This is a genomic window from Calothrix anomala FACHB-343, assembly GCF_014696435.1.
Lineage (GTDB): Bacteria > Cyanobacteriota > Cyanobacteriia > Cyanobacteriales > Nostocaceae > Aulosira > Aulosira anomala_A.
In genome coordinates, this window is sequence record NZ_JACJQG010000009.1 from 147,231 (window position 1) to 161,784 (window position 14,554).

Consider the following 14,554-nt stretch of genomic DNA (forward strand, 5'->3'; position numbering starts at 1 on the left):
ATCAAAAGCAGTATTATGGGGCTTTTAATCAGCAAAAAATAATTATTTAACTATGTCGAAAAGCTATAACTTTGAACTTCTACTCAGCATCAACTAGATAATATAAGACTTAGGCACAGTCTATCAATTCCTGTGTAGACTCTCTAAATTCTTGGCATACTTGGAGTCTAGGCGGTTCAATAAATTCAGTATTTTTGAAATTCTTGCGTAAATCCTGTAATCAACAAAAGCTGAATTGCATAATTCTAGGAAAGCAGAAGTAGCTGTACTAACTTAGGCAGATGCCACTAGCAGGTTAAACTAGGTTTGGTAACAGCTGCTCCAGCATTCCTTATGAGGCTATTATGGGAGCTCATCTGAAACAGATTGCTAAATATTTAGACAACCTTGGTTGGGATTATCGTGTTGATGACGAAGAAGAGCGGATTATCACAGGTGTGGAAGCCGATCACCTAGAAGACTTCCTGATAGTTGTGCAATTGGATGAGGAAGGCAAATTTTTTCGGGTATTTGCGCCTCAAGTGATCGCAGGAGTTCAAGAGCATCCTTATAAGGGAGCTATTCTACAAACCATGTTGGCGATTTCTTGGGAAACCAAAATGCTGCAATGGGAATATGACCCATCAGATGGCGAAATCCGTGCGATTATCGAGTTTCCCTTAGAAGACTCCATCCTCACAGAGAAACAATTTAACCGTTGTTTGAGCGGCTTAATTCAAATTGTTGATAGCATCGCCATGCCAAGGTTAAAAGAGGTCATGGAAACAGGTAAAGACCCTGGTAATATCGAACTGGGCGAAAGACTGTTACTGAGTATTCAAGAAGAGGCTCCCGGATTATTAGAAATCCTTGAAAAAGCAATGGAAGCCAGAAAAAAGCGCGGAAGTTTTCCTAACGAGTGAGGCGGATTATCACTGAAATAGCTATACTCCAAAGTGATACCCTCACTATATACTGAATTTTTCTAGGGCTGGATTTTATGACATCCTATGCAACCTCCTCTGCCAAAGCAGAAATGAGTGAACTTCGGCGTTTAAAAGGCTTACTACCGCCAGAATTGCAGAGCTGGGTCACCGTTGAAGGCACAACTGAGGTCAATCCACCCCTGATCCGTAGCGAAGAAATTGGTAAAGACCAAGTAGAAATTCAAATTGACTTGGTGAAATGGGACAGCCTAGCTATGGATCAGCGTAATCTGCTGTTTTGGCACGAAGTCGCCCGCATTCAAAATGACACAATTCCCAAAGATGGTTGGGAAATGGCAGCATTAGCTATTGGTTTAGGTGGTGCTGTCGGTGAGTTGTGGGTACAGGATGGATTGTTACTAGTTTTAGCATTAGCACTTTGCGGTGTTTCTGGTTGGCGTTTATACCAAAAAAATAATGGAGAAAAGCAACTAAAAGAATTAGTTGATGCTGACGAAAAAGCGATCGCACTAGCAACTCGCTTTGGTTACAGTCTCCCGAATGCTTATAAAAGTTTGGGTAGTGCTTTAAAAACTTTAATTGATACCACCGCTAGCAAACGCCAGCGCTCAAAATATGAAGCAAGACTTTCTGCCCTCAAACGCAGTGCCAATAAAGCAAAAACTAAATCTAGACCTGTAGATGAAGGTGGATTTTAATCAGTGTTTCCACCCGCTTCCTAGTTGCTTGTGTAACTAGGGAGCAGGGGAGGGAAGGGGACAAGGAGGGCAAACAATTCAAAATTCAAAATTCAAAATTCAAAATTAAGAATTCTATTTGACTGTTGACTGTTGACTGTTGACCAATGCCCCATGCCCAATGCCCCATGCCCTTTTACAACTGATTCAACATTTTATGAGTTTGCGGCACAACACGAACGTGATGCACAAACTTTTTCATTAGAGCTTGCCACTTCAAAACCTGTTCTGGTAAAGGGGCAACTATAGGTTTATTTGCCAATTTCTCCCAGTCAGCCAAAGGTGTGACAGGTTGTAAAAAAACCGGGATTTCAGGACTCACATCTGCCACTAATAAAGCTGAACGCTCCAATTCGGTAGGCTCTGTGTTTTCGGAAATAATTATCTTGACAAAAACATCTAAATGTGAGTCATAACCTAATTTAAGGCATTGAGCGTGTTCTTGCCAATAGCTTTCACCGCTAACACTAGGTAGCTTAAAATCCATGCCTACGGAATCTAGGTAGGGTAAGAGCATAGCTAACTGTTCTGGGCGATGACCTCCAGTCTCTAGATATATGGGCAGATTGGTGAGCGATCGCACCTGGGGGAGAAATGAAGCCAAAAAAGGCGCATGAAGCAAAGGTTCGCCCCCAGTTAAGCTGATGCTATCGTGTAGAAAAGGAATATTTTGCCGTTCAACCCATTGTAATAAAGTGGGTAGGGAGACAGGATTAGAATGCACTTCAAAATCCCGTAAGCCTGGGGTTTGCTCTATATTACAGGTGTCTGGTGCATTCCAAGTATGGGCGCTATCGCAAAAGTGACAGCGTAAATCACAAAAAGCAAAGCGAATAAAAATCTGCCTTGTCCCGACATTGAGTCCTTCCCCTTGAATAGCAGAAAAGACCTCTATCAGACGTGCAGTAGGATTAACCGTAGTTTTAGAAGTCATGGGATGATAGCCAGGCGATCGCGCTGCGTCTTCACAACAGCAAGTAAGCTTTTTTAGTCTCTTGTTCTATTGTGAATCTTCGCAGCCATCTACAGTTTCTACCAAGTCACCCGCAATTAGTCCTGATTTCTACTAATTACAGGTGATGATAGATAATTACATGAGGACAAAATTAATGTTTTGCAGCTTACATTTACCCAGCAATTAAAGTGCAGAGCTTCATGACTAGCCAACTTCAAGAGGTCGATTTTCTCGTTACTTATTTAAATGAAATAGCAATAGTGCAAGTACCTATCCGATTGACTGTGCTTGAAGGCGTAGAATTCAAGCAAACTTGCCAAAAGTTAATTCAGGAAAATGCACAAATTAAGCAAATAATCATCGACTTTCACCAAACTACTTTTATGGATAGTAGTGGTTTAGGTGCTTTAGTCAGTAATTTCAAAACCGCCAAGGAAAAACAAGTATTATTTATACTACGTAATGTAACTCCTCCAGTAATGGCAGTCCTCAACCTCACAGGATTGGATCGAGTTTTTCCCATTGAAGCCTTGGATATATTAGCGCAAAAAGAACAACATAGTCTGCCAAGTACTCAGGTATCGTCTGCGCGTCAGGTTGAGCAGCTACCTACTACTCATCCTTCTGTAGCATCTTGGATGAAACGGTTGATTGATATAGTGGGAGCGCTCTTCGGTTTAGTAATTACAGGATTTTTGCTGATTCCCATTGCCATTGCTATTACAATTGACGATCCCGGCCCCATTTTCTTTAGTCAAACCCGTTGTGGTTGGATGGGGAAGCGGTTTGAAATTTGGAAATTTCGCTCCATGTGCGTGGATGCAGAAGCCAAAAAATCCCAAGTAAAAAACCAAGTACAAGGTGCTTTTTTTAAGAATGAAAGCGATCCTAGAGTGACAAAGGTAGGGCGCTTTTTACGGCGTACTAGTCTCGATGAATTACCACAATTTTGGAACGTTCTTCAAGGTGATATGAGTTTAGTTGGTACTCGACCACCTACACCTGATGAAGTAGAACGCTATGAAGTACCAGAGTGGCAACGTTTAGATGTTAAACCTGGGATGACAGGCGAATGGCAAGTAAATGGCAGGTCAAAAGTACGTAGTTTTGAAGATGTAATTCGCTTGGATTTACAGTATCAAAAAAATTGGAGTTTACTGTATGATCTGAAGCTAATTTTTAAAACTGTAGCTATTCTTTTTAATAAAAACAGTGGTGCAGTTTAAGAAATTAGTTGCATTTCAAATTTTTGGGTAACTCATAAATCACGCAATTAATCTGTGTGCCTCAGTTGAATTTACTATGAGGTACACAGATTTTTTATTAATTATTTATTTTTTTCATTAAATTAAAGATGAAAAACTAAAATACGAGATTACAAGTTAGTGATGTAAAGATAATTGTAAACAATGTTTTGTGGCCTTATTTCTGCCATTCTCAAATAGCTATCTACCAAAATATTGCTGATATAAATTACAGCTTATCATTACTTGATTATTTTGCATATTCACCAGCCCCATACTATGTAACTTAAAAGCCTGTACTTGCTCTAACTCTATTGGCGCTTTTGCTTTTAGTAACTGCTCAAAAGCTATTGCTAGTTCTGGGTGCTGTTGTAAATACCACAAGTGTTGATGGAGATATTCACTATAAATTCCTGTATCAGAAGCTGCAGTTTGCATCAGTTGTTCCCAAGTTAAATCTTGGTGTGCTAAATGATAAAAAGCCATACGCAATAAATAAGGATGACCGCCTACCAGCCACATGAGTTCGGCTAAATCGCCTATGGAGATATTAAGTTGATGACGCTGCGCTAAATCTTGCACTTGCTCCCAGCTAAATGAGCGTAACTGAACTGAAAAACCTACCGAAAATGGGGATTTATGGATAGTTGATGGAATATAAAATTCTGTAGAGTTGCTGACTATTATTCTGAGTTTTTTCCATATATCATTATCTTTAGCTTCCTCATACCAAGAACGCAATAGAGAGAGAAAGTCCTGAGCAACTTCGGGATAATCAAAAATTTGGTTTACTTCATCTAAAGCCAAAACTAAAGGATTTTCAATTTGCAGGAGTAAATATTCTTGTAAATAAATTGTACAGTTTGCTTTACTACCCAAATCATCATCCCAGTAATCACTTAGCCTATTTGTTAGCTTAAGTTTATGGGTAATGTTGGCACACATCCAGCGCAATAATTTATTGATATCAGTCAAAATTTTTTTATCTGCTTGTAAAAGATTTAAGCTAACAGTTTGATAGCCTAACATAGATGCATGAGCGATAATCCTGACCATGAAAGAGGTTTTGCCCATCTGTCTTGGTGATTTAATCTGAATCAGAGAGCCTGGATGGATTATCTCTTGATAACATCGATTTTCATTAGGGATACGCTCAATATAAAACGCAGAAGTTAACGAAACATAACCTTTTGGTGTTTCTAAATCGATAGGTTTTTGATGAATTACTGTTGTTAATTTTGTCAGGGAAGAAAGTGATTGGGAATGATTTAGAAATGAAAAATCTACAAGATTTTGTGTATGAATAGACTGAAATTGTCCGCTATAATAAGGCTCCAGTCGCTTTCGCAATTTTTCAATTAGTTTTTGACATCTAGTAGAGCTTTGATTGGCTTGTCGCCTTTCTACGACAGTTCTAATATTAGTTTTATTAACTTTTTCCCCTATAACTTCTGAGAGTAGTTTCCATAATTGTGGGGCTACAGTTTGTTTAATATAACTTGCAGAATACTGGAACTCTTCAGCAATCTGGTTATAAGTCTTTCTTTGACCATCCCAAGATTCTTGTAAGACAGCCTTTTGGATAGCCGTTAAAGATTTTCCTGTTTTAGCATAAACTAATTGTTCAACAAATTTTAATCCTCCTGCGATGTTTTTCATAGTGACTTTAGATACTGAGTAACTAGCATAATTTATACTAGTCTATTCGCTTTTTTACTGGATGAAAATTGCGATCGCATTCTTCTTAGTTTTTGGCTAACTTCCCTGGAAAGCTGAAAATAAAAAATTGCTGTCTCTTACCAAGGAAGAAACAGCAGTCAGAATCAGAGGTTGGCGAGAATCGAATGTATGACACTATACCTTAGCTAGAGATTTTAATCGTTGTTTTTGATTCAGCCGAGAAACAGCAGCTAAAGCAGCAAAAGCAACTACACCTAAAGCGGAACTAGACTCAGGCACTCTTTTGGGTGGAGCAGCAGTAATTTTAGCGTAAAGGTAAGCTGAGTTACTACCACCTTCTTGGGAAATGAAATTATTTACAGGGGTACCAGTGGCAGACTGGCTGAATCCTACAAGTTGTAAGGTATAGTCTAAACCCGCAAGACTAAAGGTGTTTACGTTCTTGGGAGTAGAGAAGGTAATTTTATCAGAGCAGACGGTAACGCTGTAATAAGGGCAATCACTAACTCTGCCTACGTTTGGCGTTTCGTCAATATTAAAGCTAAAGTTAAAAGTTTGTGATGTTATGGGCAAACCGCTAAAGTTTAAGTTGATTCCTAGATCTACTTTTGAGGCGGCTGTTCCTGAAGCGATCGCTTTATTATAGTGTGTCAGCGTACCAACTTTAAATACCTGATCGATATTGAAATTTAATGAGCCAACTCCTTTAAATCCTAATCCACTCTGACCATTGCCTACATCCTGTCCCCAACGTATTTGTTTTTCTGTATATACAGTTTGATATTTGATATTAGTTCCACCGACAGGATTACTCCAATTAGCAGAAGAACTTGTTAGAGATAAAGCATTAGCTGAAGAAGCAAAAAATCCTAATGCGGTGGTAGCGGTAATCGCAATAGAGAATTTTATCAGAAGATTTAAGGTTGCCATAGAACTAATGATTGGAAAAAGGTAAAGGTTAATAATGGATCTGATTGCCCACAAGAATTTCTGGTTGTTATAGCTTTGTGTAATTGAACTTACAGCAACGCAAAAATAGCTAACTCTGACTAGTCCTTGTCCTCAGTATGTCAACGGATATAGCCTAGGTAAATATACAAATGTTCGTATCTTGTTATATTGCAATAGCTAAAAGTTGCTTTTATTAAGTCTTTAATCCAGCTATTGCTAACTTTTTATAGTCATTAATAAAAAAATTGACAAATTAAAATATATATGCATTAAATACAGTGTCTACAAAAACGAAATAATGTCAATATATATAAATTATGGTCTTTTTTCGCAGATAAGTGTCTGGCTACTAAATGCTAGCTAAGATAGCACTCAACGAATGTGTCTACCCATAGAGGAATACAGTGATTTCTTATGAGATACTGAAGCGATCGCATTTTTTGAGGTGAGAGTGCGATCGCCTGAATAGTTCTTTAGTAAACCTACTTCGATTAAAAGCAGGGAGTTAGTTGAAGCTATGTGTCTTCAGCCAGCATTGATTCTTTAACTGCTTGCACTAACTCTTCTTCTGTACATTTATACAAATCTCGCAGGCGGAATACTTGCCATACTTCCATTTTCGGCGTTGTTCTCCCTTTTTCCCAATTGCGAATTGAAGATTCCGCGCAGTCTAGTTCTTTCGCGACATCTAAGACTGTAAGCCCTGCACGATCTCTCAAGGCTCTTAAATCCATAGCTGACTAGACCTTTGATCTGATTTTAAACCGTTAATATTTAACGTTAAGTATTGACAATATATATTAGTTTGCACTTTAATCATCATTGAAGAGGCGTTAGTGCATCCCCGGCAAGAGACTCGCTAACGCCCTTCACTAAACTCCTTATGGATAAATTAATCATGCCACAAAACAACCAACACAACGATTTCTCGTCAGAAACTCAGGCGAAGGCATATCAAGAACGTCTGAATCCTTGGGCTATTACTCGGTTACTTCCAGATATGCAAAGGGTAACTGTTGCGAGATTTCGCACTCGTTCTGATGCTGACGGTCATTTGCAACGTTTACGTCAACTTATACCTGACGCTAGCTTTATGGTGGTTTTTGACTATCAGCGTGAGGAAGTTGTGATTTAAAGAATGAGCGATCGCATTTCCTGATGTGAGAGTGCGATCGCTACATAAGTAGAAGGTGTTAAATATCTCAATGAAGACTCAATTATTCGCCAGAAACTAGAAAATACCAATTTAGAAGATATTGCAGTTTGTTCAGTTGTCAAGCTAGAGTTGTTTTATGGAGCAATGAGAAGTGATAATCCCGATAAAGTATGGGCAAAAGTCAAGCGATTTTTAGAAGTATTTATTTCTTTACCACTAGATGATATTTCCGCTTTAAATGCAGGTAGGATTCGCGCTCAATTAGCTAATGCTGGTACTCCTATTGGCTATAATGATTTATTAATTGCTGCTATTGCACTGTCGCATGATTTAATTTTAGTGACTCATAATACTAAAGAATTTGTCAGAGTTGAAGGGTTAAAAATAGAAGATTGGGAAATCGCATAATATAATTTAATAAAAAACTATAAATTTTTACTACACAAGCAAAGCATTTATAAAATTAATTTTTGAATGTATATATTTGAAAGCGATCGCATTTTTTGAGGTGAGAGTGCGATCGCTACAGCAGTATAAGATAATTCAAAAAAATAATTATTTAATTCTAAAATTCCAAGTTTTGATAGCTAAATCAACATACCAACCTAAATTATCAGGTGTTTTTTTCTCATAAGATTTCCACCACTGATAAATATCTTCATCAATGGGTGGTTTCATACCTTTGAGTAGATAAAGAAATAAATGAAATGTATTCAGAGAACCTAGTGAAGCTTGTGATAGATAATGATTAGGCTTAGTCCAGATTGACATACCATGTCTGTTAAATGATGAGCAGACATGATTTTCAGGTTTATTTTTGAGATCGATTGTAGTTTTGGTACATACTAACCAATCCACAATTGAATTTTCCGAAAAAGGGTTGCTATCTTTTGCTAAAATAAATCCATATCTGGCTACAGGTATTTTTATATTTGTTTTTACATTGGTAGGCAACCACAGAAATAAGTATATGCCTTTACCAGTATTTGTTATTTCTGCTATTTTTTTATGATTTTCTCCTTCACCAGTTCCGTATAGTACTTTTCTATAAGTAGCACTAACCATTTCTTTTACGTTTGGCTGCGCCATTAGCAATGCTCGTAAATTTGTAAAATCGTATTTACATTCTTGAGGTAATTTGCTTCTAAAATTGGAAGTAAACGCTGGTAATGCTCTATTATATAACTCATGGTCAGTGGCATTTTTAGGTAAGCCAAAAATAGGGTAAGGAATATCGTATACACGATGATCTATTTTAAATAGACCTGAGTGATTGTGAAGCTCTAGACTGAATTCATAAAAATATATATTGTCCTCAAATTTGGAGGATTCTTTATCTGTATAATTATCTTCATGAAAAATCGGTGCGATCGCTATTAAATTTACTGGTAAAGAGTAATCTATGATATCTTCAAAAGGCATCTCTAATAAAAGAGCTTTTCGATAACGAATTAATTGAGAAACTAGCCCTCTGTCTTCTTCATTTTTTAACTCTATGATAACTGGTTGTTTGGAAATTTTATGACAACATAATAAATCACATCGTTGCATTTTAATGCTAAACTGTCGCTTGACTAAAATCAAATCAGTAAATATTTTTTCAAAATTTTCTTCGATATAATCTTCCAAATCTATCTCTGATTGAAAGCGTAACTTCCCACCTGCATATATTAATTTACGATTATTTTTATCTGAGGCTTTATTAAATGATTTCAGGTTATTTGTTAAATGTTTCGCTTTGAGGTATGTCATAGTATTTATAGAGTTTTTTTCTAAATAAAAGATGCTTAGATATATACTTACTAAATTTAAATAATTTAATACCTAAATAATAATTTAATACATCTAAAAACCCAGATAAACATATCCAAAATAGTTGCAAATTACAATATATTTTCCAGTGCAATTACTGAATTATCTCCCTTGCAAATAACTTCTATTTACTCATAAGTAAATCCAAATTGCTGAAAAATTAGCAAAATATATGCAGGAGATACAATTTCCGCATATTATATCTATAGGAACTATTCCTGATTGACTTTTTACTTCACGAGTATATAAGCAATCAATTCTCAAATTTTTTAGTGTCACTGATAATATTCTATTTGAGGTAAGCGATGATACCCTGCTATTAAATTAATCTCTGCTCATCCTCAAGGGATTAACATCTTTTTAACTTCATCTAAAGACACTGAATGGCTGTCTTTCTCTTCCTGTTTAGCTTCGCGTAAATCTCTTAAATCTTCTAACAATTCTTGAATTTTCAAAAATTCTTCGTATGGCAAAACCGCAAATTCTCTTTGCCCATTTTTTGAAATAAATGTAGGATGTAATTCAATCATTTTAAACCTATCTTTTTATTTTAAGCAACAGCAAACTCAGTCAATTTACGAGTTTCTGGAGAGTGAAAGGCTAAAACAATATCTTCTTTCGGTACACCTTCCCTTAATAACTCAGTAGCGATTCCTTCCTCAGTCCAATCTTCCTCAATGTAAATCTTCTCATTTTTAATGCGAACATAAACAGTAATTGCAGTAATTTTTTTCTCGTCATGCCAACCAACTTGAAACCAAATATATTGATCTCTTTGTTCATCCAAAGCTAAGACACTATCAACTCCAGAAGGATTAGGAGTTTGTGATGCTAATTGTTCATATTCTGTGAGAATTTTTTTGATTAAATTCCGATAATTTGCTAGTTTATCCATTTAACAATCTCCTCGGTTTTCAAATCAACAATAATTAGAAGTAAATTAGTCTCTTCAATTACTAATGAAATTGCTTTTTGCTGAAAAAATGATTGATAAATAGCTTTACTAATCCCTAAATAAATTTTAGTTTCGGGCACAACAGCTTTTAATAAAGTACGATAAATAATATATTGACCTAAAGCTGTTTCAAATTCACGCATCGGTGAACGACTAATAAAACTTTTGATTTCTACAATAATTTGTTGTCCATTACGTTCAACTTCTAAAGTTCTATCAGCAAGTAAATCAGCAAATAACTGAATTTTTTCATATTTAATGGTATAAGGATCAGCCGTAATCGTCCAGCCATCTTTAATTAAGGCATTTTTAACCGCATCATGGTAGATATCTTTTACTGGCATTGTTACCCTGTTAATAACAGTCAGGTGGGCATTACACCCACCTAATAAAACTATACTAACAAAGCCTGCTGTTCCTTAGAAATCACGCGCCCTTCATCCTCAAAACCGGCGATTTGATCGAAGTTCAAATAACGATACAAATTGTCAGCAAAAGGATTAATCTTCTTCGCCACAATATCCAGATATTCCTGTACTGTGGGAATGCGTCCTAATAATGCACAAACTGCGGCTAATTCTGCAGAGCCTAAATACACTCTTGCACCTTTACCCATGCGATTATTAAAGTTGCGGGTAGAGGTAGAAAATACAGTTGTGCCATCAGCAACTCGCGCCTGATTTCCCATGCATAAACTGCATCCTGGCATTTCTGTTCTCGCACCAGCCGCACCAAATACGCTATATACACCTTCTTCTTTTAATTGGTTTTCGTCCATGCGGGTGGGTGGTGCTATCCACAGGCGTGTTTTTACTTCACCTGCGCCTTCTAAAACTTTCGCTGTTGCCCGATAATGACCGATATTTGTCATACAAGAACCAACGAATACTTCTTGCACCGGATCGTTAGCAACTTCCGATAATAATTTAACATTATCGGGGTCATTGGGAGCGGCTACAATTGGTTCTTTGATTTCGTTCAAATCAATTTCAATGATTTCGGCATACTCTGCATCTGCATCGGCTTCCAGTAATATGGGATTGGCTAACCATTCTTCCATTTTGGCGACACGACGCATGATAGTACGCTCATCGTGATAACCTCTGGCTACCATGTTCTTTAACAGCGCAATGTTAGAACGCAGATATTCGGAAATTGTTTCTGTACTCAGTTTAATTGTGCAACCTGCACAGGAACGTTCTGCTGATGCATCTGTTAATTCAAAGGCTTGTTCTACTTTTAAATCTGGTAAGCCTTCCATTTCTAAAATTCGCCCAGAGAAGACGTTTTTCTTGTTCTCTTTCTCTACTGTTAACAATCCTTTTTGAATGGCGACGTAGGGAATAGCGTTAACAATATCTCTGAGGGTAATTCCTGGTTGTAATTCTCCTTTGAATCTTACCAAAACTGATTCTGGCATATCCAAAGGCATGACACCTAAAGCTGCTGCAAAAGCTACTAACCCGGAACCTGCGGGGAAGGAAATTCCTAAAGGAAAGCGGGTGTGAGAATCGCCACCAGTTCCGACGGTATCGGGTAACAGCATCCGGTTTAGCCAAGAGTGAATGATACCATCACCAGGACGTAGGGCAACGCCACCACGTTGGGCGAAAAAGTCTGGTAAGTCGTGGTGGGTTTTGATATCAACAGGTTTGGGATAAGCTGCAGTGTGACAGAAACTCTGCATTACCAAATCAGCACTGAAGCCAAGACAGGCGAGTTCTTTTAATTCGTCGCGGGTCATGGGGCCTGTGGTATCTTGGGAACCAACGGTAGTCATGATCGGTTCGCAAGATGTACCAGGGCGCACACCGGGTAATCCGCAAGCTTTCCCTACCATTTTCTGGGCGAGGGTGTAGCCTTTACCTGTATCTTCTGGTGCTTGGGGACGAATAAATAAGGTGCTGGGTTCTAAACCTAATGCTTGGCGGGTTTTGTCGGTGAGGGTACGCCCAATTAACAAAGGTATACGTCCACCTGCACGGACTTCATCAAGAATTGTATCGGGTTTGAGGGTGAAGGTAGAAATTACTTCGCCGGCTTCGTTGGTAATTTCGCCTTTGTAGGGATGGATGGTAATTACATCACCTGTTTCTAACTTGGTGACATCGCACTGAATTGGCAAAGCACCAGCATCTTCAGCTGTATTAAAGAAAATAGGCGCGATCGCACCACCTAAAATATATCCCCCTGCGCGCTTGTTGGGAACGAAGGGAATATCATTACCCATGTGCCACAATACGGAGTTAATAGCAGATTTCCGCGATGAACCGGTACCTACTACATCACCAACATAAGCCACAGGATGTCCTTTTTGCTTTAACTCGGCAATGGTGTTTAAGCTTCCCGGTTGCCGTGACTCTAGCATGGCTAAGGCGTGTAGGGGAATATCCGGGCGCGTGGTAGCGTGGGTAGCGGGGGATAAGTCATCGGTGTTGGTTTCCCCAGGTACTTTGAAGACTGTAACGGTAATTGCTTTGGGGAGTTGGGGACGAATGGTAAACCACTCAGCTTCTGCCCATGAATCTATCACGCGCTTGGCAAAGGGATTGGTTTTAGATAGTTCCAAAACATCATGGAAAGCATCATACACCAACAGAATTTTGCTGAGGGCGTTGGCGGCGTATGCGGCGATGGGTTCCTTTCCTTGTCCCCCCATTACCAAAGGGGTTTCGGAAGAGTCGGAGACAGAAACGGTAGGAGTTTGCAGCAATTCAATTAAAGCTTGGACATTGTAGCCGCCTACCATCGTTCCTAGTAATTCTACCGCCTGGATACGGGAAATTAAAGGGCTTTTGGTTTCACCTTTAGCGATCGCAGTTAAAAACCCCGCTTTCACATAAGCAGCTGCATCAACTCCAGGGGGTACGCGATCGCGCAATAAATGCAATAATGTATCTTCTTCCCCTGGTGGCGGATTTTTGAGCAATTCACATAATTCTGATGTTTGCTTTGCATCCAATGGTAGGGGAGGAATACCGAGTTGGGCGCGTTCTACAACATGCTGACGGTATTGTTCTAACATTTTTGTATTCTCCATTGGGATGTTCTACTCTTAATTATGAAATATTTTTTGGCAAGATTTGGCTATCAAAGTTTACTCCATTTTTATAGCTGAATGCCCTACTTATAATTGGGTGTTAGCAATTTTTTCTCATACTTAAAGTATAGTTTAATTCCAAATTGACATAAAGATATCTGAACTGTCACAACTGAATATTATTTAACGATTAATTGTTACCATGATATCGGTAACAGGCTATGGCCAAAACAATTGTCAATTCGCAATTCATATTTCTCAAGGAAAATGTACGATCTCATTGGGCAATTGTTAATTAATGGTTTTCAAACCCTGACTGATTTGATAATTGCAAATTGCGTAGCTTGCTTCGCGAAGGGTAATGTAAATTGCCAATTGTCATGACAATTTTTGCTAAAATTTATTATGGAAGTTCAACCACAGGATATTAGAAATTATTTAAGTAGTGATGGTAAAGATATTTTTTCTGAGTGGTTTGACTCTCTGCGTGATAGAAGAGCAAAGGCTAAAATAAGAGCAAGACTTGACCGAGTAGAGGAGGGTAATTTAGGTGATTATAAATCAGTTGGTGATGGTGTTTTTGAACTGAAAATAGACTATGCTTCTGGCTACCGTATATACTTTGGTCAGGAAGGTTCAGCAATTATTATTCTTTTGTGTGGTGGCGATAAAAGCACCCAGGATAAAGATATTACTAAAGCCAAGAAATATTGGCAAGACTATAGGAGTAGAGATGATGCCTAGAAGTACAAGCTATCACGAAAAACTGATACAAGACCTTCAAAATCCCCTAGAAGCAGCAGCTTATATTGAGGTTGTTTTAGAAGAAGGCGATCCGAAAATGATGAGTAAAGCACTGAAAAATATTATAGAAGCGCAAGGTGGAGTTGATCGTCTGTCTGCACAAGTCAAGGAACGATACAATAAACTTGACCAGATGCTATTAGATCAAGGCGAAATTGAGTTTTACAGTCTAAACTCTTTGTTGGATGCTTTAGGGTTACATTTAGCAGTAACAGTAAAGCCATAATTTGCAATTCGCAATTCGCAATACCGCAAGCGGTGAATCCTGCGGATACGCTATGCGTTCACGTAACG

General features: G+C 38.1%; 17 protein-coding genes. 7 read left to right on the forward strand and 10 right to left on the reverse strand.

The window, feature by feature from the left end; genetic code table 11:
- Positions 1–344 precede the first annotated feature (344 nt).
- Positions 345–902, forward strand: coding sequence for a type III secretion system chaperone family protein (locus H6G08_RS07190; protein ID WP_190539990.1), 558 nt, complete (start codon positions 345–347; stop codon positions 900–902).
- Between the two features lie 77 nt (positions 903–979).
- Positions 980–1,624 carry a DUF3318 domain-containing protein gene (locus tag H6G08_RS07195; protein ID WP_190539992.1) on the forward strand — a complete coding sequence of 215 codons (645 nt, stop codon included), beginning with the start codon at positions 980–982 and terminating at the stop codon, positions 1,622–1,624.
- A gap of 175 nt (positions 1,625–1,799) precedes the next feature.
- Here H6G08_RS07195 and H6G08_RS07200 read toward each other — a convergent pair whose 3' ends face one another.
- Entirely contained in the window at positions 1,800–2,597 is a 798-nt protein-coding gene (locus H6G08_RS07200; protein ID WP_190539994.1) for a 7-carboxy-7-deazaguanine synthase QueE, read from the reverse strand.
- Between the two features lie 221 nt (positions 2,598–2,818).
- Here H6G08_RS07200 and H6G08_RS07205 point away from each other — a divergent pair, with 221 nt between their 5' ends.
- Positions 2,819–3,844 (forward strand): anti-sigma factor antagonist, encoded by a 1,026-nt coding sequence (locus H6G08_RS07205; RefSeq protein WP_190539996.1) that lies wholly within the window; start codon positions 2,819–2,821, stop codon positions 3,842–3,844.
- Between the two features lie 219 nt (positions 3,845–4,063).
- Here H6G08_RS07205 and H6G08_RS07210 read toward each other — a convergent pair whose 3' ends face one another.
- The 3 genes from H6G08_RS07210 to H6G08_RS07220 all read right to left on the reverse strand — a co-directional run bounded on the left by H6G08_RS07210 (position 4,064) and on the right by H6G08_RS07220 (position 7,227).
- Positions 4,064–5,521 (reverse strand): AAA-like domain-containing protein, encoded by a 1,458-nt coding sequence (locus H6G08_RS07210; RefSeq protein WP_190539998.1) that lies wholly within the window; start codon positions 5,519–5,521, stop codon positions 4,064–4,066.
- Positions 5,522–5,716: 195 nt separating this feature from the next.
- Positions 5,717–6,472, reverse strand: a complete 756-nt coding sequence (locus H6G08_RS07215; RefSeq protein ID WP_190540000.1) for a THxN family PEP-CTERM protein — start codon at positions 6,470–6,472, stop codon at positions 5,717–5,719.
- Positions 6,473–7,008: 536 nt separating this feature from the next.
- The gene (locus tag H6G08_RS07220) at positions 7,009–7,227 is read right to left on the reverse strand and encodes a helix-turn-helix transcriptional regulator (RefSeq protein WP_190540002.1); all 219 of its coding nucleotides are present in this window, start codon (positions 7,225–7,227) and stop codon (positions 7,009–7,011) included.
- A gap of 164 nt (positions 7,228–7,391) precedes the next feature.
- Between H6G08_RS07220 and H6G08_RS07225 the strand changes: the two genes are divergently transcribed.
- On the forward strand, positions 7,392–7,628 hold the full coding sequence (locus tag H6G08_RS07225; protein WP_190540004.1) for an SPOR domain-containing protein: 237 nt from the start codon (positions 7,392–7,394) through the stop codon (positions 7,626–7,628).
- Here H6G08_RS07225 and H6G08_RS38495 read toward each other — a convergent pair.
- On the reverse strand, positions 7,625–7,771 hold the full coding sequence (locus tag H6G08_RS38495) for a hypothetical protein (RefSeq protein ID WP_190540006.1): 147 nt from the start codon (positions 7,769–7,771) through the stop codon (positions 7,625–7,627). The two genes, H6G08_RS07225 and H6G08_RS38495, sit on opposite strands and share 4 nt — an antisense overlap.
- Between H6G08_RS38495 and H6G08_RS07235 the strand changes: the two genes are divergently transcribed.
- Positions 7,749–8,057, forward strand: a complete 309-nt coding sequence (locus H6G08_RS07235; protein WP_313941494.1) for a PIN domain-containing protein — start codon at positions 7,749–7,751, stop codon at positions 8,055–8,057. The two genes, H6G08_RS38495 and H6G08_RS07235, sit on opposite strands and share 23 nt — an antisense overlap.
- Before the next feature lie 147 nt (positions 8,058–8,204).
- On the opposite strand, the gene H6G08_RS07240 is transcribed toward H6G08_RS07235, so the two are convergent.
- From H6G08_RS07240 to acnB, 5 genes are all read right to left on the reverse strand, one after another.
- Positions 8,205–9,401, reverse strand: a complete 1,197-nt coding sequence (locus H6G08_RS07240) for a PDDEXK family nuclease (RefSeq protein WP_190540008.1) — start codon at positions 9,399–9,401, stop codon at positions 8,205–8,207.
- A gap of 401 nt (positions 9,402–9,802) precedes the next feature.
- Complete coding sequence (locus H6G08_RS07245) at positions 9,803–9,991, reverse strand: type II toxin-antitoxin system Phd/YefM family antitoxin (protein WP_190540010.1); 189 nt, start codon at positions 9,989–9,991, stop codon at positions 9,803–9,805.
- A gap of 20 nt (positions 9,992–10,011) precedes the next feature.
- Positions 10,012–10,356, reverse strand: coding sequence for a XisI protein (locus H6G08_RS07250; protein WP_190540011.1), 345 nt, complete (start codon positions 10,354–10,356; stop codon positions 10,012–10,014).
- Positions 10,344–10,760, reverse strand: a complete 417-nt coding sequence (locus H6G08_RS07255; protein WP_190540013.1) for a XisH family protein — start codon at positions 10,758–10,760, stop codon at positions 10,344–10,346. The genes H6G08_RS07250 and H6G08_RS07255 overlap by 13 nt, the downstream gene beginning before the upstream one ends.
- 50 nt (positions 10,761–10,810) lie before the next feature.
- Entirely contained in the window at positions 10,811–13,441 is a 2,631-nt protein-coding gene (gene acnB / locus H6G08_RS07260) for a bifunctional aconitate hydratase 2/2-methylisocitrate dehydratase (protein ID WP_190540060.1), read from the reverse strand.
- A gap of 420 nt (positions 13,442–13,861) precedes the next feature.
- On the opposite strand from acnB, the gene H6G08_RS07265 reads away from it, so the two are divergent.
- The gene (locus H6G08_RS07265; protein WP_190540015.1) at positions 13,862–14,200 is read left to right on the forward strand and encodes a type II toxin-antitoxin system RelE/ParE family toxin; all 339 of its coding nucleotides are present in this window, start codon (positions 13,862–13,864) and stop codon (positions 14,198–14,200) included.
- Positions 14,193–14,486, forward strand: a complete 294-nt coding sequence (locus tag H6G08_RS07270) for a helix-turn-helix domain-containing transcriptional regulator (protein WP_190540017.1) — start codon at positions 14,193–14,195, stop codon at positions 14,484–14,486. The genes H6G08_RS07265 and H6G08_RS07270 overlap by 8 nt, the downstream gene beginning before the upstream one ends.
- Positions 14,487–14,554: the final 68 nt, after the last annotated feature.

Coding starts and splice junctions, on each gene's coding strand:
- H6G08_RS07190 (WP_190539990.1), top strand. CDS start 345: ATGGGAGCTCATCTGAAACAGATTGCTAAATATTTAGACAACCTTGGT.
- H6G08_RS07195 (WP_190539992.1), top strand. CDS start 980: ATGACATCCTATGCAACCTCCTCTGCCAAAGCAGAAATGAGTGAACTT.
- H6G08_RS07200 (WP_190539994.1), bottom strand. CDS start 2,597: ATGACTTCTAAAACTACGGTTAATCCTACTGCACGTCTGATAGAGGTC.
- H6G08_RS07205 (WP_190539996.1), top strand. CDS start 2,819: ATGACTAGCCAACTTCAAGAGGTCGATTTTCTCGTTACTTATTTAAAT.
- H6G08_RS07210 (WP_190539998.1), bottom strand. CDS start 5,521: ATGAAAAACATCGCAGGAGGATTAAAATTTGTTGAACAATTAGTTTAT.
- H6G08_RS07215 (WP_190540000.1), bottom strand. CDS start 6,472: ATGGCAACCTTAAATCTTCTGATAAAATTCTCTATTGCGATTACCGCT.
- H6G08_RS07220 (WP_190540002.1), bottom strand. CDS start 7,227: ATGGATTTAAGAGCCTTGAGAGATCGTGCAGGGCTTACAGTCTTAGAT.
- H6G08_RS07225 (WP_190540004.1), top strand. CDS start 7,392: ATGCCACAAAACAACCAACACAACGATTTCTCGTCAGAAACTCAGGCG.
- H6G08_RS07240 (WP_190540008.1), bottom strand. CDS start 9,401: ATGACATACCTCAAAGCGAAACATTTAACAAATAACCTGAAATCATTT.
- H6G08_RS07245 (WP_190540010.1), bottom strand. CDS start 9,991: ATGATTGAATTACATCCTACATTTATTTCAAAAAATGGGCAAAGAGAA.
- H6G08_RS07250 (WP_190540011.1), bottom strand. CDS start 10,356: ATGGATAAACTAGCAAATTATCGGAATTTAATCAAAAAAATTCTCACA.
- H6G08_RS07255 (WP_190540013.1), bottom strand. CDS start 10,760: ATGCCAGTAAAAGATATCTACCATGATGCGGTTAAAAATGCCTTAATT.
- acnB (WP_190540060.1), bottom strand. CDS start 13,441: ATGTTAGAACAATACCGTCAGCATGTTGTAGAACGCGCCCAACTCGGT.
- H6G08_RS07265 (WP_190540015.1), top strand. CDS start 13,862: ATGGAAGTTCAACCACAGGATATTAGAAATTATTTAAGTAGTGATGGT.
- H6G08_RS07270 (WP_190540017.1), top strand. CDS start 14,193: ATGCCTAGAAGTACAAGCTATCACGAAAAACTGATACAAGACCTTCAA.